Annotated in this window: 18 protein-coding genes and 1 tRNA gene; 9 read left to right on the forward strand and 10 right to left on the reverse strand. The window is 59.8% G+C overall.

Translation table 11 applies throughout. The features are described from left to right. Positions 1-32 precede the first annotated feature (32 nt). A complete protein-coding gene (locus G7048_RS05555; RefSeq protein WP_166067182.1) occupies positions 33-716 on the reverse strand; it encodes a lytic transglycosylase domain-containing protein in 684 nt (227 codons plus the stop codon). Then, entirely contained in the window at positions 713-2,458 is a 1,746-nt protein-coding gene (locus tag G7048_RS05560) for a proline--tRNA ligase (RefSeq protein WP_166067183.1), read from the reverse strand. The genes G7048_RS05555 and G7048_RS05560 overlap by 4 nt, the downstream gene beginning before the upstream one ends. A 90-nt stretch (positions 2,459-2,548) precedes the next feature. On the opposite strand from G7048_RS05560, the gene G7048_RS05565 reads away from it, so the two are divergent. Then, the gene (locus G7048_RS05565; protein WP_166067184.1) at positions 2,549-3,265 is read left to right on the forward strand and encodes an RNA pyrophosphohydrolase; all 717 of its coding nucleotides are present in this window, start codon (positions 2,549-2,551) and stop codon (positions 3,263-3,265) included. 88 nt (positions 3,266-3,353) lie between these two features. On the opposite strand, the gene proB is transcribed toward G7048_RS05565, so the two are convergent. The 4 genes from proB to rplU all read right to left on the reverse strand — a co-directional run bounded on the left by proB (position 3,354) and on the right by rplU (position 6,681). Beyond that, entirely contained in the window at positions 3,354-4,493 is a 1,140-nt protein-coding gene (gene proB / locus G7048_RS05570; protein WP_166070815.1) for a glutamate 5-kinase, read from the reverse strand. Between the two features lie 114 nt (positions 4,494-4,607). After that, positions 4,608-5,750 carry an Obg family GTPase CgtA gene (cgtA, locus tag G7048_RS05575; RefSeq protein ID WP_166067185.1) on the reverse strand — a complete coding sequence of 381 codons (1,143 nt, stop codon included), beginning with the start codon at positions 5,748-5,750 and terminating at the stop codon, positions 4,608-4,610. A gap of 348 nt (positions 5,751-6,098) precedes the next feature. Beyond that, positions 6,099-6,356: a 50S ribosomal protein L27 gene (gene rpmA, locus G7048_RS05580; RefSeq protein ID WP_166067186.1), complete on the reverse strand. Its 258-nt coding sequence runs from the start codon at positions 6,354-6,356 to the stop codon at positions 6,099-6,101. 13 nt (positions 6,357-6,369) lie between these two features. Then, positions 6,370-6,681, reverse strand: coding sequence for a 50S ribosomal protein L21 (gene rplU, locus G7048_RS05585; protein ID WP_166067187.1), 312 nt, complete (start codon positions 6,679-6,681; stop codon positions 6,370-6,372). Positions 6,682-7,003: 322 nt separating this feature from the next. On the opposite strand from rplU, the gene G7048_RS05590 reads away from it, so the two are divergent. The 8 genes from G7048_RS05590 (at position 7,004) to G7048_RS05625 (ending at position 14,128) form a co-directional block, all read left to right on the forward strand. Continuing rightward, positions 7,004-7,933: a polyprenyl synthetase family protein gene (locus G7048_RS05590; protein WP_166070816.1), complete on the forward strand. Its 930-nt coding sequence runs from the start codon at positions 7,004-7,006 to the stop codon at positions 7,931-7,933. A 32-nt stretch (positions 7,934-7,965) separates the two neighbouring features. After that, positions 7,966-8,042: transfer RNA gene (locus tag G7048_RS05595), tRNA-Pro, on the forward strand. 435 nt (positions 8,043-8,477) lie between these two features. Further along, positions 8,478-10,217: a type IV-A pilus assembly ATPase PilB gene (gene pilB / locus G7048_RS05600; RefSeq protein WP_166067188.1), complete on the forward strand. Its 1,740-nt coding sequence runs from the start codon at positions 8,478-8,480 to the stop codon at positions 10,215-10,217. A 27-nt stretch (positions 10,218-10,244) separates the two neighbouring features. Further along, entirely contained in the window at positions 10,245-11,462 is a 1,218-nt protein-coding gene (locus G7048_RS05605) for a type II secretion system F family protein (protein ID WP_166067189.1), read from the forward strand. Between the two features lie 17 nt (positions 11,463-11,479). Further along, the gene (locus G7048_RS05610) at positions 11,480-12,421 is read left to right on the forward strand and encodes an A24 family peptidase (protein WP_371747651.1); all 942 of its coding nucleotides are present in this window, start codon (positions 11,480-11,482) and stop codon (positions 12,419-12,421) included. Between the two features lie 94 nt (positions 12,422-12,515). Continuing rightward, entirely contained in the window at positions 12,516-13,058 is a 543-nt protein-coding gene (coaE, locus tag G7048_RS05615) for a dephospho-CoA kinase (RefSeq protein ID WP_371747652.1), read from the forward strand. Between the two features lie 71 nt (positions 13,059-13,129). After that, positions 13,130-13,885 carry a cell division protein ZapD gene (gene zapD, locus G7048_RS05620; RefSeq protein ID WP_166067192.1) on the forward strand — a complete coding sequence of 252 codons (756 nt, stop codon included), beginning with the start codon at positions 13,130-13,132 and terminating at the stop codon, positions 13,883-13,885. A gap of 21 nt (positions 13,886-13,906) precedes the next feature. Then, positions 13,907-14,128, forward strand: coding sequence for a DNA gyrase inhibitor YacG (locus G7048_RS05625; RefSeq protein WP_166067193.1), 222 nt, complete (start codon positions 13,907-13,909; stop codon positions 14,126-14,128). 33 nt (positions 14,129-14,161) lie between these two features. Here the strand turns inward: G7048_RS05625 and G7048_RS05630 are convergent, their stop codons facing one another. From G7048_RS05630 to secA, 4 genes are all read right to left on the reverse strand, one after another. After that, positions 14,162-14,611 carry an NUDIX domain-containing protein gene (locus G7048_RS05630; RefSeq protein WP_166067195.1) on the reverse strand — a complete coding sequence of 150 codons (450 nt, stop codon included), beginning with the start codon at positions 14,609-14,611 and terminating at the stop codon, positions 14,162-14,164. Beyond that, positions 14,604-15,479, reverse strand: coding sequence for an ATP-binding protein (locus tag G7048_RS05635; protein ID WP_166067196.1), 876 nt, complete (start codon positions 15,477-15,479; stop codon positions 14,604-14,606). Before G7048_RS05635 ends, G7048_RS05630 begins: the two co-directional genes overlap by 8 nt. Before the next feature lie 34 nt (positions 15,480-15,513). Further along, positions 15,514-16,743 carry a bifunctional glutamate N-acetyltransferase/amino-acid acetyltransferase ArgJ gene (argJ, locus tag G7048_RS05640; protein ID WP_166067197.1) on the reverse strand — a complete coding sequence of 410 codons (1,230 nt, stop codon included), beginning with the start codon at positions 16,741-16,743 and terminating at the stop codon, positions 15,514-15,516. A gap of 147 nt (positions 16,744-16,890) precedes the next feature. Continuing rightward, positions 16,891-19,644 carry a preprotein translocase subunit SecA gene (gene secA, locus G7048_RS05645; RefSeq protein WP_166067198.1) on the reverse strand — a complete coding sequence of 918 codons (2,754 nt, stop codon included), beginning with the start codon at positions 19,642-19,644 and terminating at the stop codon, positions 16,891-16,893. Between the last annotated feature and the right edge of the window lie 122 nt (positions 19,645-19,766).

The following is a 19,766-nucleotide window of genomic DNA, read 5'->3' on the forward strand; positions in this document are numbered from 1 at the left end:
GCTTTGAAAGCACCTGAAAGAGCCCGAAAAGATCAGGCCGCAGTCGCCTTCTCGTTGAACAGCCAGTTGCGCTGCGCACCGAACACCGCGTTCGGATAAGGATCACGACCACGGCTGCCGTTGTAGCGACCCAGTGCCATGAACACGTCTCCCTTTTCACGGTCCAGATAGTGGCGCAGGATCACGCAGCCAAAGCGCAGATTGGTCTGCATCTGGAACAGCTTGCCGGCGTCGCCATCGCCAATCACGCGCGTCCAGAACGGCATGACCTGCATATAGCCACGCGCGCCCACTGGCGAGACCGCGTATTTGCGGAAGGCGCTTTCCACCTGCACCAGCCCCAGCACCAGCGAGGTGTCGAGCCCCGCGCGCTTGGATTCGTACCAGATGGTCTGCAGAAAGTCGCGGCGCACTTCCCATTCGGGCTTGCGCTTGCGCAGCTTGTCGCTCATCGTGCCCAGCCAGCGCAGATACATGATGCGCGCCTCGGTCGTGGCAAACAGCGGCTCTGGCGGGCCTTGATTGGACACCGCCGAACTCAGGGCGGTGCGCACCGAGTCCATCAACGGCTCTTCAAGCTGGCCACCCGCGTGCGCCATTTGTGGCACACCCAGCATTCCCAGCGGAGCCGCGGACAGGGACAGCATGAGCGAACGGCGCGACACGCCCTCCTCCCGCAGCTTTCCTCCCTCAGTGACACTTTCCTTCAAGCTCATACCTTCAAACGTTCCTTCACATGCGCAAACACGTCGCCCACAGCGACCTTGCTTGCTTCCGTATCACGACGGCCCTGGTATTCCAGTTGGCCTTCCTTCAAACCACGATCCGAGATCACCACACGGTGCGGCACACCGATCAGTTCCCAGTCCGCGAACATCGCACCGGGGCGCTCGCCGCGGTCGTCCAGCAACACATCAACGCCTGCCGCCTGGAATTCGGCATACAGCTTTTCAGCGGCGGCCTTCACTTCTTCGCTGCGATCCATGCCGATGGGGCAGATCACCACGGTGAACGGCGCAATCGCGTCGGGCCAGATGATGCCGCGCTCGTCATGGTTCTGTTCGATGGCAGCGGCCGGCAGGCGCGTCACGCCAATGCCGTAGCAACCCATCTCGAAGAATGCAGGCTTGCCGTCTTCAGCAAGGAACGTCGCGTTCATGGCCTTGCTGTACTTGGTGCCGAGGTAGAACACATGGCCCACTTCGATACCGCGCTCGATCGCCAGTTCCCCCTTGCCGTCGGGAGACTTGTCGCCCGCAACCACGTTGCGGATGTCGACCACCAGTTCCGGCTCGGGCAGATCGCGGCCCCAGTTCACGCCGGTGATGTGGTGGTCCACCTGATTTGCACCGCAAATCCAGTCAGCCATCAAAGCCACGTCGCGATCGGCCACGATCTTCACGGGCTTCTTCATGTTCAGCGGGCCCAGATAGCCGGGCTTGCAGCCGAAGTGCTCCTCGATCTCGGACAGCGTGGCGAAGCGGAAGCCCACATTCAGGCCCGGCACCTTGCTGACCTTGATCTCGTTCATGTCATGGTCGCCGCGCAGCAGCAGCAACCAGACTTGGCTTTTCACGATTTCGCCTTGATCATTGACTTCATCTGTAGCCAAAACCAAAGACTTGACAGTTGTTGACAAAGGGGTGCCCAGCAATTCAGCAACTTCGCCACAAGTCGCTTTGCCTAGTGTGGGCGTCAGTGTCTGAGGCTTGCTTGCCGCTGGACGTGGGCCTGCAGGCGCCAGCGCCTCGGCCTTTTCCATGTTGGCTGCGTATTCGCTGTTTGGGCAGTAGACGATGGCGTCTTCGCCGGTTGAAGCGATCACCTGGAATTCTTCGCTCAGATCACCACCGATCGCACCCGAATCAGCAGCAACAGCACGGTAACGGAGACCAAAACGGTCAAAAATGCGGCGATATGCGCCCGCCATCACTTGGTAGCTGGATTTGGCAGCCGTCTGGTCGCGGTCGAAGCTGTACGCATCCTTCATGATGAACTCGCGACCACGCATCAGGCCAAAGCGTGGACGGCGTTCGTCGCGGAACTTGGTCTGGATCTGATACAAGTTCTTCGGCAACTGCTTGTAGCTGCGGAATTCCTTGCGCGCGATGTCGGTCACGACTTCTTCGCTGGTCGGCTGGATCACGAAGTTGACTTCATGACGATCCTGAATGCGCAGGAGTTCCGGGCCCATCTTCTCGAAACGGCCGGTTTCCTGCCACAGGTCAGCAGGCTGAACCACGGGCATGGTGCATTCGATGGCACCCGCGCGGTTCATTTCCTCGCGCACGATGGCCTCGACCTTGCGGATCACGCGCAGGCCCATGGGCATGTAGTTGTAGATACCGGCCCCCAGCTTCTTGATCATGCCAGCGCGCGTCATCAGCTTGTGGCTGACGACTTCCGCATCAGCAGGAGCTTCTTTGAGGGTGGAAATAAGGAATTGGGAAGCTTTCATCTATCGATCTCAGGCCAGTGAGGTTAGCCCGCTTGCCGCGCGCGGGGTACCGTGCATAATGGTCACAGTTTTTGAATTTGGGGTTAGATTATGCTCGACCGGGACGGATTTCGCCCGAACGTCGGCATCATCCTGCTCAACCAGAGGAACCAGGTATTCTGGGGAAAAAGGATACGGACGCACAGTTGGCAGTTCCCTCAAGGTGGCATTGATCGCGGGGAATCCCCCGAGCAAGCCATGTTCCGGGAGCTTCACGAGGAAGTCGGGCTCATGCCCGACCACGTCCGAATCATTGCCCGCACGCGGGACTGGTTGCGCTACGAGGTGCCTGACCGGTATATCCGCCGCGATGCGCGCGGACATTACAAGGGCCAGAAGCAGATCTGGTATCTCCTGCAATTGGTGGGCCACGACTGGGATTTGAACCTGCGTGCCACCAATCATCCAGAGTTCGACGCTTGGCGTTGGAACGACTATTGGGTTCCGCTCGATGTAGTGGTGGAATTCAAGCGCGGCGTCTATGAAATGGCGCTCACCGAACTGGCGCGCTTTCTGCCGCGCCACGAACAGCGCAACCGGTATCTCAGAAGCGGCATGCGATCGAGAGATGGCCTGCCTGTTCCTGATGTGATTCAGCCCACGGCCACGCGCTTCAACTCGATGATGCTGAAGCCGGGCATGGAATTGCCGCCGGGCGCAAGCTTCGATCCAAACCCGCAAAGCCGGGCTCTGGCACCGGACGATGAACTGATCGGGCAACCGTCGCAGATTCTGGCTCAGCCCAAGGGCATGCAACACGACGAGTGATTCGTCAGCCCTGCCGCCAGACGGGCAAACCCACAGCGACACCGCCCCGGAAACCCCAGGTTTCCGGGCGTTTCCGTTTTCCACCATCTCAGTGATGCGCCAGCACCAGATTGTCGCGGTGCACCATCTCGGGCTCTGCGGTGTAGCCGAGGAGATGTTCGAATTCCGATGAAGGCTTGCGGCACAGCAGACGTGCTTCGGCACTCGCGTAATTGGCCAAGCCACGCGCGATTTCCACGCCAGTCGCATCCTTGATGCCGATGACATCGCCGCGCACAAAATCGCCCTCGACGGCAATCATGCCAATCGGCAGCAGGCTCTTGCCACTGCCGATCAACATCGCGGCCGCACCGGCATCGACGGTCACCGCACCACGCATCTGCAGGTGATCGGCCATCCACTGCTTGCGCGCCTGCGTCTTCTGGGTCTGCGCAACCAGCAGCGTGCCGATGGACTCGCCCTTGGCCAGACGAATCAGCACGTCTTTTTCGCGCCCCCAGGCAATCACGGTGGAAGCACCCGAGCCCGCAGCGCGCTTGGCCGCCAGAATCTTGGTGATCATGCCGCCCTTGCCGATGCTGGAGCCCGCACCGCCCGCCATTTCTTCCAACGCAGGATCACCCGCCTCCGCCACGTCCACGAACTTGGCGTTCGGATCACGGCGAGGATCGGCGGTGTACAAGCCCTTCTGGTCGGTGAGGATCACCAGCGCATCGGCTTCGACCAAGTTGGCCACGAGCGCGCCCAGCGTATCGTTGTCACCGAATTTGATTTCGTCGGTCACGACCGTGTCGTTCTCGTTGATGACCGGAACCACACCCAGACGCAAGAGCGTCAGCAGCGTGATGCGCGCGTTCAGATAGCGCTCACGATCAGCCAGGTCGGCGTGCGTCAGCAGCACCTGCGCATTGCGCATGCCTTGCTCACGCAGCTTGGTTTCATACATTTGAGCCAAGCCCATCTGACCGACAGCAGCCGCTGCCTGCAACTCGTGGATTTCGCTCGGGCGGGTTGTCCAGCCCAGACGCTTCATGCCTTCGGCAATCGCGCCGCTCGAGACCATGATGACCTCGCGGCGCACACCGTCGTCGCCATGCACAAGAGCCGCCATCTGGCGGCTCCATTCGCCGATGGCGACCTCATCCAGCCCCTTGCCCTCGTTGGTCACGAGACTGGAGCCGACCTTCACCACGATGCGACGCGCATCGCTCAAAACATTGGAGACCATTTTCTGTATGTGTTTGGCAATCTCGCCCGACTGCTGCAAAACGAGCAGATCGCGGGCGGTTGCCATTATGAAACGTCAGACGGCTTCAGTGGCGAAGTCGGTCAGGCCGCAAGCTCAGGCTTGATCGTCGTCACCCGACGCAAAGCGCGGGTCGAAGCGTGGATCAAAACGCGGATCGTCGTGCACATCCACCTCATCCTTGGACAGGAAACGCGGATCGACCTCAGGCGTCGAGTTCTGTGCCACCTGCTCGGCGTGCACATGCTGGAAGATCGACTTGATCAGCGGCTCGCAACCTTCACGCGTGAGCGCGGAAATCTCGAACACCGGGCCCTTCCACTTGAAGCGCTTGACGAAGTCCTTGACCAGCTTGGCACGGTCCTCTTCGGGCACCATGTCCAGCTTGTTGAGCACCAGCCAGCGCGGCTTGCTGTGCAGCTCGGCATCGTACTTGCGCAGCTCTTCCACGATCGCCTTGGCCTGCGCGACCGGATCGACGTTGTCATCGAACGGAGCCACGTCAACAATATGCAGCAACAGGCGCGTGCGCTGCAGATGGCGCAGGAACAGATGTCCCAGACCCGCGCCTTCCGAAGCGCCTTCGATCAGCCCGGGAATGTCGGCGATCACGAAGCTCTGCTCGGGACCGACGCGCACCACACCCAGATTCGGGTGCAGCGTGGTGAATGGGTAGTCGGCAATCTTCGGGCGCGCATTGGACACCGCCGCAATGAACGTCGACTTGCCCGCATTCGGCAGACCCAGCAGACCCACGTCCGCCAGCACCTTGAGTTCCAGCTTCAGATTGCGACGCTCGCCAGGGAAACCGGGCGTCTTCTGGCGCGGCGCGCGGTTGATCGCGCTCTTGAAACGCAGATTGCCGAAACCGCCATCGCCACCCTTGGCAATGGTGATCACATCACCCGCATTGAGCAGCTCGAACAGCACCTCGCCCGTGTCGGCATCGGTCAGGATCGTGCCTACCGGCATGCGCAGCGTCACATCCTTGCCTGCCGAGCCGAACATGTCCGAGCCCTTGCCATGCTCACCGCGCTGCGCCTCGTGGCGGCGCGAGAAACGGTAGTCGACCAACGTGTTCAGATTCGGATCGGCCACGGCAAACACATGCCCACCACGGCCACCGTCACCGCCATCGGGACCGCCAAATTCCTTGTACTTCTCGTGGCGGAACGACACGCAGCCATTGCCCCCGTCGCCGGCGGCAATGTCGATAAAGGCTTCGTCAACGAACTTCATGATGCAGGAGTTTACAAAATCGCCCGATCCACACTCGAAGGAAAGGACTTGATCAGGCGTCAACCACCTGAATAACGCGGCAAAAACACCGCACAGCAGATTGGGAAGTGTGAGCCACTGCCGGATTCACAGCCACAATGCCAAGATGGCCCTTTAGGCTAGGCGCCTCGCCCGCTGACAGTACTCTCGTACGGCAAGGGCGAGCAACAACGCATAAAGGGCCATATTGGCACCTCTGCACGAATAACCAATTGAAGCCGCAGGCTTCATGTCACCCGAACAAATCAAACCGCCGAAAACAACAAAGCCCCGACGGATCGGGGCTTTGGCGCTTGTTCAGCGAACAGCTTACACCTTGGTGATGCTCACTGTGTGCTTGTTCAGAGCACCCTTGTGGCCAAAGCTCACATGACCGTCCACCAGTGCGAACAGAGTGTGATCCTTGCCCTGGCCCACGTTGTCACCAGCGTGAATACGTGTGCCGCGTTGACGAACGATGATCGAGCCAGCGCTGATCAGTTCACCACCGTAAGCCTTGACGCCCAGCATTTTTGGCTTGGAGTCACGACCGTTGCGCGTAGAGCCGCCGCCTTTTTTCTGTGCCATGAGATATTACCCCTTAAGCAGCAATAGCGCCGATCAGCAGTTCGGTGAACTGTTGACGGTGACCTTGAGACTTAGCATAGTGCTTACGACGACGCAGCTTGAAGATGCGCACTTTGTCGTGCTTGCCGTGAGCAACAACCGTTGCCTTCACAGATGCGCCGGACACCAGGGGTGCACCAACCTTGAGTTCAGCGCCGTTGCCGACTGCCAGAACCTGGTCGATCACAATCTCCTGGCCTACGTCCGCAGCAATCTGTTCTACTTTGATTTTTTCGCCAGCAGCAACGCGATATTGCTTGCCACCGGTTTTTATGACCGCGTACATGTAAACCTCTTTTGAAATGAGCTCCGCGAACGAACTTTCACGGAACCCAAGAGTATACCCTAGTCGATTGATCGCTGGCAAGCCCCACCCCGATGCCCGCAAAGGCAGCACGCATGCCTATGTCAAAGCCTGCCCGACCATCCCCGTCAAACCCGCGACAGGCCACGCTTCGCAAGGATTCGTCGGTTACTTTCCCATGCCTCAACAGCAATGCGATCCGTACTTCCTATAATTTGAGTCTTTGACAACATTTTCTGACTGCATCACCTTGGCCGCCAACAACAACAGCACCGCCGCAACGCTCGCATTGATCGCAGATGACATGCGCGAAGTGGACAAAGTCATCGCCGCACGCCTCAGCTCTTCGGTGCCGCTGGTGAGCCAAGTGGCGCAGTACATCATCTCCGCGGGTGGCAAGCGCCTGCGTCCCGCCCTGCTGCTGCTGCTGTCCGGCGCGCTCGAATACAAGGACGCGCAGCGCTTCAATCTGGCCGCCGTGGTGGAATTCATCCACACCGCCACCCTGCTGCACGACGACGTGGTCGACGAATCCACCCTGCGCCGTGGCCGACCCACCGCCAACGAGAACTTCGGCAACCCGGCCAGCGTGCTGGTGGGCGATTTTCTGTACTCGCGCGCCTTCCAGATGATGGTCGACACGAACAACATGCGTGTCATGCACATCCTGGCCGAAGCGACGAACATCATCGCCGAGGGCGAGGTCCAGCAGCTCATGAACACGCATGACGCGTCGCTCACCGAAGCCGCCTACCTGAACGTCATCCGCTCCAAGACCGCCAAGCTGTTCGAGGCCAGCGCGCGACTCGCAGCCGTTCTGGCCGGAAGCCCCGAGCATGTCGAAAAGGCCTGCGCCGACTACGGACAGGCACTCGGCACCGCCTTCCAGGTCATCGACGACGTGCTCGACTACGACGGCGACGCCGCCGAAATGGGCAAGAACCTCGGCGACGACCTGCGCGAAGGCAAGGTCACCCTGCCCCTGATCATCGCCATGCAACGCGGCACTGCCGAGCAATGCGCGCTGATCAAAAACGCCATCGAAGTGGGTGAAACCGACAACCTGCCAGCGGTGATCGAGATCGTCAAAACCACAGGAGCACTTGACGCCACCCGCCAGGCAGCCGCCGCGCAAGCCCAACTCGCCATCGACGCCATCGCCAACCTTACTAACAACGCATATACACGCGGATTATTACAATTGGCGGCTTCACTGCTTGATCGCCGCATCTAAGCCGCAGCATCCCGGCAGTGAGCAACACCAAACGGGGTGTAGCTTAGCCTGGTAGAGCGCTACGTTCGGGACGTAGAGGCCGGAGGTTCGAATCCTCTCACCCCGACCAAGACAAAATACGACAAGCCCAAGTGACTGGTTCACTTGGGCTTTTGCTTTGCCGCTGACCCGTCCTGAACGGCGCATCCAGCCCAAAGTGTTGTAGTTATGCGCACTCATGCAAATAAATGACAACCCGACACCCTTCTTGTCGAGGCCCTGAGAGCAACCGCCTACAACCACGCATCATGAAAGTGCGCAATCCCCAGCAGTGAAGTGCGTCCAATGAGTCCTGCTATGGCACGAAAATGCACCGCAAAAAGGCGGAAAAGTCTGCTCAATATCAAATAGCGAAGGACCCGCTTCTCACGACCACACGCATACTGGCAAAGACAACACAGATTGCTGCATCGCAACATGCAACAGGCCTGCTCATGCTGTACAGCCAACGGTCAATAAGCGATGATAGGATCGTTGCCCTTACTTACATCAATCCACTGCATTCATGGCCGCTGTAGACACTGCCCCCAAAAGCGCGACCCCCATTGTTCTGCCTGGTTTGGCACGAGCCTTGATGTCCGCTGGCAAGCTCGATCAGAAGGCCGCAGAGGACATCGCCAAGAAGGCGCAAGCCACGCGCAGCACCTTCATCGCCGAGCTGATCGGCTCCGGTACGATCACATCGGCTGATCTGGCACATACGATTTCCAGCGTCTTCGGCGCCCCGCTGATTGACGTTTCGGTATTCGATCCGCTCAAGCTGCCCAAAGAAGTGCTGGATGCCAAGATTTGCATGACCTACCGCGTGGCGGTACTCAGCAAGCGCGGAAATCGTCTCATCATTGCAACAGCCGACCCCACGGATCACGAGGCGGCCGAACAGATCAAGTTCACCACCCAGATGGGGGTCGACTGGATCATTGCCGAGTACGACAAGCTCGGCAAATTCGTTGAACAGGCGAGCAAAGGAGCCAGCGAAGCGCTCGACAGCATTGTCTCGGGCGGGGGGGGTGACTTCGAGTTTGGCGATGTCCAGGTCGAAGAGGAAACAGAGTCTCAGGACGTGGGCCAGGACGTCGAAGACGCGCCCATCGTCAAGTTCCTGCAGAAGATGCTGATCGATGCGTTCAACATGCGCGCGTCGGACTTGCACTTCGAGCCCTACGAGCACACCTACCGCGTGCGTTTTCGCATCGATGGCGAGTTGCGCGAAATCTCCAGCCCGCCCCCAGCGATCAAGGAAAAGCTGGCATCGCGCATCAAGGTGATCTCGCGGCTGGACATTTCAGAAAAGCGCGTGCCGCAGGACGGGCGAATGAAGCTCAAGATCGGTGCGGATCGTGTCATCGATTTCCGCGTGAGCACCTTGCCCACGCTGTTCGGCGAGAAGATCGTGATCCGTATTCTCGACCCGAGCAGCGCCAAGCTCGGCATCGAAGCGCTCGGCTATGAGCCCGAGGAAAAAGAGCGTCTGCTGACGGCGATCGTGCGCCCATACGGAATGATTCTGGTCACAGGCCCCACGGGTTCGGGCAAGACCGTGTCGCTCTACACCTGTCTGAACCTGCTGAACAAGCCGGGCGTGAACATTTCCACGGCCGAAGATCCGTCGGAAATCAACTTGCCCGGCGTGAATCAGGTCAATGTGAACGACAAGGCGGGGTTGACCTTTTCTGTCGCGCTCAAGGCCTTTCTGCGCCAGGATCCCGACATCATCATGGTCGGCGAAATCCGTGACCTCGAAACCGCCGACATCGCCATCAAGGCAGCGCAGACTGGTCACATGGTGCTCTCGACCCTGCACACCAACGACGCGCCCACCACGTTGACGCGTATGCGCAACATGGGCATCGCGCCGTTCAATATTGCATCGAGCGTGATTCTGATCACCGCTCAGCGTCTGGCCCGGCGTCTGTGCCCCAACTGCAAGGAGCCTGCCGATATTCCGCACGAATCACTGGTGGAGGCGGGCTACAAGGAAGAGGACATCGACGGTTCGTGGGTCACCTACAAACCGGTGGGCTGCAGCGCCTGCAACAATGGCTACAAAGGACGCGTTGGCATCTATGAGGTCATGCCCATTTCCGAGGAGATGCAACGCATCATCCTGCGCGATGGCAGCGCGTTGGAAATTGCCCAGCAAGCACGCATCGAAGGGGTGCGTTCTTTGCGTCAGTCCGGCCTGTACAAGGCAAAAATAGGCATGACATCGCTGGAAGAAGTTCTGGCCTGCACCAACGAATAAAAATACAGAAGAAAGCATCGACACGATATGGCAACTGCAGCATCGAGGGGAATCAAGGACTTCGTCTTTGAGTGGGAAGGCAAGGACCGCAGTGGCAAGGTCGTGCGCGGTGAAATTCGCGCGGCTGGTGAAAATCAGGTCAAGGCCACCTTGCGCCGTCAGGGCGTGCTCGCCACCAAGATCAAGAAGCGCCGCATGCGCTCGGGCAAGAAGATCAAGCCCAAGGACATCGCGCTGTTCACTCGCCAGATGGCGACGATGATGAAAGCGGGTGTGCCCTTGCTGCAGGCCTTTGACATTGTGGGCCGCGGCAACACGAATCCCAGCGTCACCAAGCTGCTCAACGACATCCGCAGCGATGTGGAAACCGGTACGTCGCTGAACGCCGCTTTCCGCAAATTTCCGATGTATTTCGACAGCCTCTACTGCAATCTGGTCGAGGCCGGCGAGCAGGCCGGTATTCTGGAATCGCTGCTGGATCGCTTGGCGACCTACATGGAAAAGACAGAAGCGATCAAGTCCAAGATCAAATCTGCCTTGATGTATCCGTGTGCTGTGGTGGTGGTCGCCTTCGTGGTGGTGACCGTGATCATGATTTTCGTGATTCCTGCGTTCAAGGAAGTCTTTACCTCGTTCGGTGCCGACCTGCCTGCTCCCACCTTGATCGTGATGGGCATCAGCGAGTTCTTCGTTGCCTATTGGTGGCTGATCTTCGGCGTCATTGGCGGCGGCGGCTACTTCTTCATGCAGGCATGGAAGCGCAGCGAGAAGATGCAGCGGTTCATGGATCGCGCTCTTCTGAAAATGCCTATCTTTGGTGACCTGATCAACAAGTCCTGTATCGCGCGCTGGACACGAACCCTCTCCACCATGTTCGCCGCCGGTGTTCCCTTGGTGGAAGCGCTGGACTCGGTGGGTGGTGCCTCGGGCAATTCGGTGTACAGCGAAGCCACGACCAAGATCCAGAACGAAGTATCGACGGGCACCAGCCTGACCAATGCGATGACCAATGCGAACGTCTTCCCATCCATGGTCATCCAGATGGTGGCCATCGGTGAAGAATCCGGTTCGATCGACCACATGCTTGGCAAGTCCGCCGACTTCTATGAAGCGGAAGTGGACGAAATGGTGGCGGGCCTCTCCAGTCTGATGGAGCCCATCATCATCGTGTTCCTCGGCGGCCTGATTGGCGGTATCGTCGTGTCGATGTACCTGCCTATCTTCAAGCTCGGCCAGGTTGTCTGATGTTCGGTGTGGATTGGATGGATGCCGTTGCCATTGGCATCCTTGGTTTGCTCATTGGCAGTTTTTTGAATGTGGTGATTCATCGTCTGCCGATCATGATGGATCGGGATTGGGTTCAGGAAGTCCTTCTCTTCGCAGCAGACAAGGGCCTCAAGGTCACCGACGACAAAGGCGAAACACTCGAAGCCAAGGAAAGTGAGCCTTTCAGCCTCGTGGGTTGGCTTTCGAGACTGGTGAAAAAAGACGCCACTCCAGCCGATGAAGACAAGTTCAACCTCATGACCCCTGCCTCGCGTTGTCCACATTGCGGACACGCGATTCGCTGGTACGAGAACATGCCTGTCGTGAGCTACATCGCGCTGGGCGGCAAGTGTTCTGGTTGCAAGGCGCGCATCAGCCCGCGCTACCCTCTGGTTGAACTGGTCACTGGCGCCTTCTTCTATTTTTCCGCCACCAAGTGGGGCTGGTCGATGACGACGCTGATGTGGTGCGGCTTCTCGGCTGCCATCATCGCGCTGGCCATGATCGACTGGGATACGACGCTCCTGCCCGACAGCATCACCCTGCCGTTGCTTTGGGCAGGCCTGCTCGGCTCGGCCATCCACTGGTTGCCTGTACCGTTGATGGATTCCGTCATGGGTGCGGCGGCAGGCTACCTGTCTCTGTGGTTCGTGTATTGGGTGTACAAGTTTGTGACCGGCAAGATCGGCATGGGGCACGGCGACTTCAAGCTGCTGGCGGCTCTTGGTGCATGGTTCGGTTGGACAGCGCTCGTGCCCATTATCCTGATGGCCTCGGTCATCGGTGCGATTGTCGGCATCGGAATGAAGCTGATGAGTTCTTTGCGCGAAGGCAAGTACGTGCCATTCGGCCCGTTTCTCGCGCTTGGCGGACTGACCGCCATGGTCGTTGGTCCCAACCGCATTCTGCACACCGTGCTCTCGGTCTTCGGACTGTGATCCGCCCAGGCACATGTCACGACAATCTGGAAAAACAAGCCTGCGCATCGGACTCACCGGCGGCATAGGCAGCGGCAAAAGCACTGTTGCAGGCATGTTGCGCGACCTCGGCGCTGCGCTCATCGACGCCGACCAGATCGCACGCTCGGCGACTGCAGCGGGTGGCGCCGCCATTCCACAGATTCGCGCCGTATTCGGCGACGACTTCGTGGATGCATCCGGCGCATTGGATCGTGCACGCATGCGTGACCTCGTGTTCAACGACGCCAGCGCCAAAGGGCGGCTCGAAGCCATCGTGCATCCTCTCGTCGGCCAGACCACATGGGCAGCAGCCAAGGCCGCAGAGCAAGCGGGCAGTAAGGTGATCGTGTTCGACATTCCCCTGCTCGTGGAGTCCCGCCGTTGGCCATCGCAACTCGACCGCGTGATTGTGGTCGACTGTACCCATGAAACGCAGATCACGCGCGTCCATCAACGCAATGGGCTGGCACGCGAAGCTGTCGAGTCCATCATCGCGGCGCAAGCCAGCCGCGAGCAGCGCCGGGCCGCTGCGGATTGGGTGATTTTTAACGATGGGTTGTCTTTGTTAGATCTGCAAACAAAAGCTCGCGAGATCGCAAGGCAGTTCGGGCTATGATGTGCCCAAGTGTGCTGACACAAATCAATCAACCAGCACCAAAATGAGCTGAAATCCGGGAAGCCCGCAGCGTGATTCTCTACGAATATCCTTTCAACGAACGCCTGAGAACCTACTTACGGTTGGAGCAGCTGTTTCGCCGCCTTGGCGAGCTGATCCCGCGCGCGCATCCTCTGGACCATCATTTCGCCTTGGTCACCATCTTCGAGATCATGGACGTGGCTGCCCGCGCCGACCTCAAGACCGATGTGCTCAAGGATCTCGACAAGCAAAAGCTGTTGCTCGATTCCTATCGCGGCAACCCCTCCATTTCCGAACGTGTGCTCGATGGTTTTGTCGCGCAGTTGGACGGCTGCTTCAGCGACCTCAATGCGCAAAGTGGCAAGACAGGCCAAGCACTCACTGAGAACGAATGGCTGATGGCCATCCGCAGCCGCGTGGGCATCCCCGGTGGCACCTGCAGTTTTGACCTGCCCGCTTACCACGCATGGCGCAACCTGCCTCAGGAAAAGCGTCAGCGTGATCTGGAAGACTGGTCGCACACGCTGGCACCGCTTGCGGAATCGGTGTTCGTACTGCTGCGCCTGATGCGCGACGCCGGTATGCCACAGAAAGTGGTGACCACGCGCGGACAGTTCCAGCAGACCTTGCCGCACGGCCGCACCTTCAACCTGCTGCGCCTGCGCATTGATCCTGCGTTCAAGCTGGTTCCCGAAATCAGCGGCAACCGCCTGCTGGTGTCGGTGCGCATGATGCAACAGGATGAAAGCGGCAAGATGCTTCCCGCCACGGAAGAAGCCAACTTCGAGTTGACGCTCTGCTCCTGAAACTCGACGTGTGAAGACATCATGAGCCAGAACGAAACCACTTCGGCCACACCCCCAAAGCATGTGAAATGCCCCACCTGCGGCGGCGACAGTCTGTACAGCCCCGCCAATCGCTTTCGCCCCTTCTGCAGCGAACGCTGCAAGATGATCGATCTGGGCGCGTGGGGCAACGAGGACTTCCGCGTTCCTGCGGAAGCACCGCCTGAAGACAATATCTACGGCGATCCGAAACTGGAGCCGTGATCGACCTCCACCAAAGATCGCTCACGCACCATTTCAGCCGATCACTGACGGATCAAAGCGCTCACCGCGTTCTTCGGCAAACCACTCCAGCACCGGCACTGCGCCAGGCAAGATCGGCTTGACCGTGGGCGGCCAGTCCTGCCAAGCCATGTTCTGGCCTTCGCGCATCTCAAACTCGCCCTGCCAGTCGTAGACCTTGCACCAATGCAAGCGCACCAGCGCATGCGGGTAGTCGTGCTCGGTCACCTTCCAGACGCTGGCCGCGCCGATGGTGATGCCCAGCTCTTCCTGCAGCTCGCGGCGCAGCGCCTCCTCCACGGTTTCACCCGCTTCAAGCTTGCCACCCGGAAACTCCCAGTAGCCCGCGTACGGCTTGCCCTCGGGGCGCGAAGTCAGCAGCATCGCGCCGCCATCGCGCTTGAGCAGAATGCCGACCGCCACTTCCGTGTGCTTGCGCGGCACGGTGTTTTCCGAATCAGCCATTGGCGTACTGCCCTGCAAAGTCACGCGCGAACTGCGATGCCACACGGCCGCTGCGCGAGCCGCGCTCCAGCGCCCAGATCAGCGCCTGCGGACGCGCCTCGGCAATCGCCGCTTCCGACACGCCCAGCGAGCGCAGCCATTGGCTGACGATGGTGAGGTACTCCTCCTGACTGAACGGATAGAAGCTCACCCACAGGCCGAAACGCTCGGACAGCGAGATCTTCTCTTCCACCGCCTCGCCCGGATGCACTTCGCCGTCGGCGGTGTGCTTGTAGCTGAGGTTTTCCTGCATGTATTCGGGCAGCAGGTGGCGACGATTGCTGGTCGCGTAGATCAGCACGTTCGGCGTCGATGCCGCCACCGAACCATCGAGAATCGACTTGAGCGCCTTGTAGCTCGCCTCGCCGTCTTCAAAGCTCAGGTCATCGCAGTAGATGACGAACTTTTCGGGGCGACTCGACACCACTTCGACGATGTCTGGCAGGTCGGTGAGATCCGCCTTGTCGACTTCGATCAGGCGCAGTCCCTTGGATGCATAGGCGTTCAAGCAGGCCTTGATCAGCGAAGACTTGCCAGTGCCGCGCGCGCCCGTCAGCAGCACGTTGTTGGCAGGCTTGCCGTCCACGAACTGCTGCGTGTTGCGCTGGATCTTTTCCTTCTGACCTTCGATTTCCTTGAGGTCATCGAGGCTCTGGGCCGACATGTGGCGCACGGGCTCCAGCACGCCGTGACCGTTGCTGCGCTTGCGGTAGCGAAAGGCCACCGACGCACCCCAGTCCGGCTCGGACATGGGCTTGGGCAGCACGGACTCAATGCGATCAATCAGTTGCTCCGCTCGTTGCAGCAAGCGTTCAAAGGCTTCGTTCATGTCTCTTCCGTCAATCTATCTTCTGTGAGGTCGCTCAGGAGCGGTAGTCGGCGTTGATGGTCACGTATTCGTGGCTCAGATCGCAGGTCCACACGGTGTCTGCAGCCTTGCCGCGACCGAGGTTCACACGCACGGTGATTTCGGTCTGCTTCATCACGCGCTGCCCGTCTTCTTCGCGGTAGTCGGGATTGCGACCGCCTTGCTTGGCCACATGCACGTCGTCCAGATACAGGTCGATGCCGCCCTGATCCAGATCTTCGATGCCTGCGTAACCCACGGCGGCCAGAATGCGGCCGAGGTTTGGATCGCTGGCGAAGAACGCGGTCTTGACCAGCGGCGAATGCGCGATCGCATAGGCCACCAGACGGCACTCGTCACCCGTCTTGCCGCCTTCGACGTGGATGGTGATGAATTTGGTCGCACCTTCGCCATCGCGCACGATGGCTTGCGACAGCTTCTGCGCCACTTCGAGCAGGGCTGCCTTGAGCACCTTGCCGTCTGCGCTGTCGATCGCCGTGATCTCGGCGTTGCCTGCCTTCTGCGTGGCGATCAGCACGAACGAATCGTTGGTCGAGGTGTCGCCATCGATGGTCACGCGGTTGAACGACTGGTCAGCCAGATCGCGCACCAGATCCTTGAGCAGCGCGGGCGCGATGTTCGCGTCGGTCGCCAGGAAACCCAGCATGGTCGCCATGTTCGGGCGAATCATGCCCGCGCCCTTGGAGATGCCGGTCACCGATACGGTCTTGCCGGAGATCTGCACCTGCGTGCTGAAGGCCTTGGGCACGGTGTCGGTCGTCATGATGCCCGCAGCAGCGGTGCCCCAGTTGTCGGGCTTGGCGGCAGCGATGGCCGCTGGCAGACCGGCGACGATGCGATCCACCGGCAGCGACTCCATGATCACGCCCGTCGAGAACGGCAGGATCTGCGCGGCCGAGATGCCCAGCTCCTTGGCCAGCGCATCGCAGGTCGCATTGGCACGCGCGAGGCCGTCGGCGCCGGTACCGGCGTTGGCGTTGCCGGTGTTGATCACCATGGCGCGGATGTCCGAGCCCTTGGCCAGATGCTCGCGGCAGATCTGCACGGGAGCGGCGCAGAAGCGGTTCTTGGTGAACACGCCAGCGACGGCAGCGCCTTCGTCCAGCAGGAACACAGTCAGGTCCTTGCGATTGGCCTTGCGCACGCCAGCCTCGGTCACGCCGATACGCACACCGGCGATGGGGTGCAGAGCGGCTGGATCAGGAGCGGAAAGGTTCACAGGCATAACGGTGTCCTCGAGAGAGTGAAATGGGGTGGGTTGTTCGGTGGATCGATTCTGCTTTCGCGTCATGACAGCCATGCGCGAAGCCAAACCGTGATGCTACAAGCAAAAACACGGGCATGAAGCCCGTGTTGATGTTTGTAGAGCAGATCAGGCCAGTTTGCCGTGGCACTGCTTGTACTTCTTGCCGCTGCCGCATGGGCAGGGGTCGTTGCGACTGATGCGCAGGCCTTCGTATTCGGCCGGCAGCGGCTGCGACTCCGGACCGTCCTCACCCGGATCGCCCAGATCGGAGCTGCCGTGGTAGATCGCACCATCCAGGCGGTCGCCCTGATGCTCCAGCGCCTGCGAAGCTTCGTCGAGTTGCTCGTTCGAACGAATCTGCACGGTCATCAGGGTGCGCGTCACCGAGTTCTTCACCGATTCGATCAGCTGACGGAACAGCTCGAACGCTTCGCGCTTGTATTCCTGCTTGGGCTGCTTCTGCGCATAGCCGCGCAGGTGAATGCCCTTGCGCAAGTAGTCGAGCGCGGAGAGGTGATCACGCCAGTTCGAATCGAAGCTCTGCAGCAGAACCATGCGCTCGAAGTTGTTGAACTGTTCCTTGCCGACCAGCGCAACCTTCTCATCGAACTGTTCGCGAGCCGCAGCCAGCACCTTTTCGAGGATTTCCTCGTCGGTCATGCTGTCCGAGCCCTGGACCGCCTGCTGCAGCGGCAGCTCGATCTGCCAGTCGCCAGCCAGTGCCTTTTCAAGGCCCGGCAGGTCCCACTGTTCTTCCACCGATTCGGCAGGCACGTACTGGTGCACCACGTCGGTGAAAACGTCATCGCGCATGGCAGCGATCAGGCCGGAGAGTTCTTCAGCGTCGATGATCTCGTTGCGCTGCTGGTAGATGACCTTGCGCTGATCATTGGAGACGTCGTCGTATTCGAGCAGTTGCTTGCGAACGTCGAAGTTGCGGGCTTCGACCTTGCGCTGCGCCGATTCGATGCTGCGCGTGACAATGCCGGCTTCGATGGCTTCACCGTCGGGCATCTTCAGGCGATCCATGATGGCCTTGACGCGGTCGCCCGCGAAGATGCGCATGAGCTGGTCATCCAGACTCAGGTAGAAGCGCGAAGAACCTGGGTCACCCTGACGGCCTGAACGGCCGCGCAGCTGGTTGTCGATGCGGCGCGATTCGTGACGTTCGGTCGCGATGATGCGCAGACCACCAAGAGCCGCCACCTTGTCGTGATCGACCTTCCATTCGTCGCGCAGTTGCTGGATGCGAGCGGCGCGCGCGCCTTCGTCCAGCGACTCATCGGCTTCGACGGCAGAAATCGCCTTTTCGATGTTGCCGCCGAGCACGATGTCGGTACCGCGACCAGCCATGTTCGTGGCAATCGTGATCATGCCGGGACGACCGGCCTGCGCCACGATGTCGGCTTCACGGGCATGCTGCTTGGCGTTCAGCACCTGGTGAGGCAGGTTCTCGCGGTTGAGCAGCTCGTCGATGATTTCCGAGTTCTCGATCGAGGTCGTACCCACCAGCACGGGCTGGCCACGGCCATAGCACTCGCGGATGTCGGCGATCGCAGCGTCGTACTTTTCGCGCGTCGTCTTGTAGACGCGGTCCAGCTGGTCATCACGCTTGCTCTTGCGATTCGGTGGAACCACCACGGTTTCGAGACCGTAGATTTCCTGGAATTCGTAGGCTTCGGTGTCGGCCGTGCCGGTCATGCCCGAGAGCTTGTTGTACAGACGGAAGTAGTTCTGGAAAGTGATCGAGGCCAGCGTCTGGTTCTCGGCCTGGATTTCCACGCCTTCCTTGGCTTCCACCGCCTGATGCAAGCCATCGCTCCAGCGACGACCCGCCATCAGGCGACCCGTGAACTCGTCCACGATCACGATTTCGCCGTTCTGAACGACGTAATGCTGGTCGCGGTGATACAGATGGTTGGCACGCAGCGCAGAGTACAGGTGGTGCACCAGCGAGATGTTCGATGGGTCGTAGAGCGACGCACCTTCGGCGATCAGCCCACCCTGCGACAGCAGTTGCTCGGCGCGCTCGTGGCCCTGCTCGGTCAGGAACACCTGCTGCGATTTTTCGTCCAGCGTGTAGTCGCCCGGCTTGGTCACGCCTTCGCCCGTGCGCGGGTCGGCTTCGCCTTCCTGACGCGTGAGCATGGGAGCGATCTTGTTCATCTCCACGTACATCGCGGTGTGGTCTTCGGCCTGACCGCTGATGATCAGCGGCGTGCGGGCCTCGTCGATCAGGATCGAGTCCACTTCGTCGACGATGGCGTAGTTCAGGCCGCGCTGCACGCGCTCGCGGCCTTCGTAGACCATGTTGTCGCGCAGGTAGTCGAAGCCGTATTCGTTGTTCGTGCCGTAGGTGATGTCGGAGCCGTAGGCGGCCTGCTTTTCCTCGCGCGGCATTTGCGGCAGGTTGATGCCGACCGACAGTCCGAGGAAGTTGTAGAGGCGACCCATCCAGGTCGCATCACGATTGGCGAGGTAATCATTGACCGTCACCACGTGCACGCCCTGACCGGACAGCGCATTCAGGTACACGGGCAGCGTCGCGGTCAGCGTCTTGCCTTCGCCGGTGCGCATTTCGGCGATCTTGCCGTAATGCAGCGCCATGCCGCCGAGCAACTGCACGTCGAAATGGCGCATCTTCATGATGCGCTTGGAGCCCTCGCGGACCACGGCAAAAGCTTCAGGCAGCAAATCGTCCAGCGATTCGCCCTTGGCGACCCGGTCCTTGAATTCCTGTGTCTTGCCACGCAGTTCGTCGTCGCTCAGCTTCTCGAACTGAGGCTCAAGAGCATTGATGCTGACAACGGTTTTGCGATAAGTTTTAAGCAGCCGGTCATTGCGGCTGCCAAATAATTTGGTGAGGAAGTTGGTGGCCATGCAAACAGGACCGCCCGTCACGCTCAATGCGCGCCAGACGACCGTAATCCCTAAGACTAATTGGTATCAGATGGGGCCGGTTCCGGAAATTGCAACAGATGTATGCACTGTTTTTTGCCTCC

The organism is Diaphorobacter sp. HDW4B (assembly GCF_011305535.1).
Lineage (GTDB): Bacteria > Pseudomonadota > Gammaproteobacteria > Burkholderiales > Burkholderiaceae_C > Diaphorobacter_A.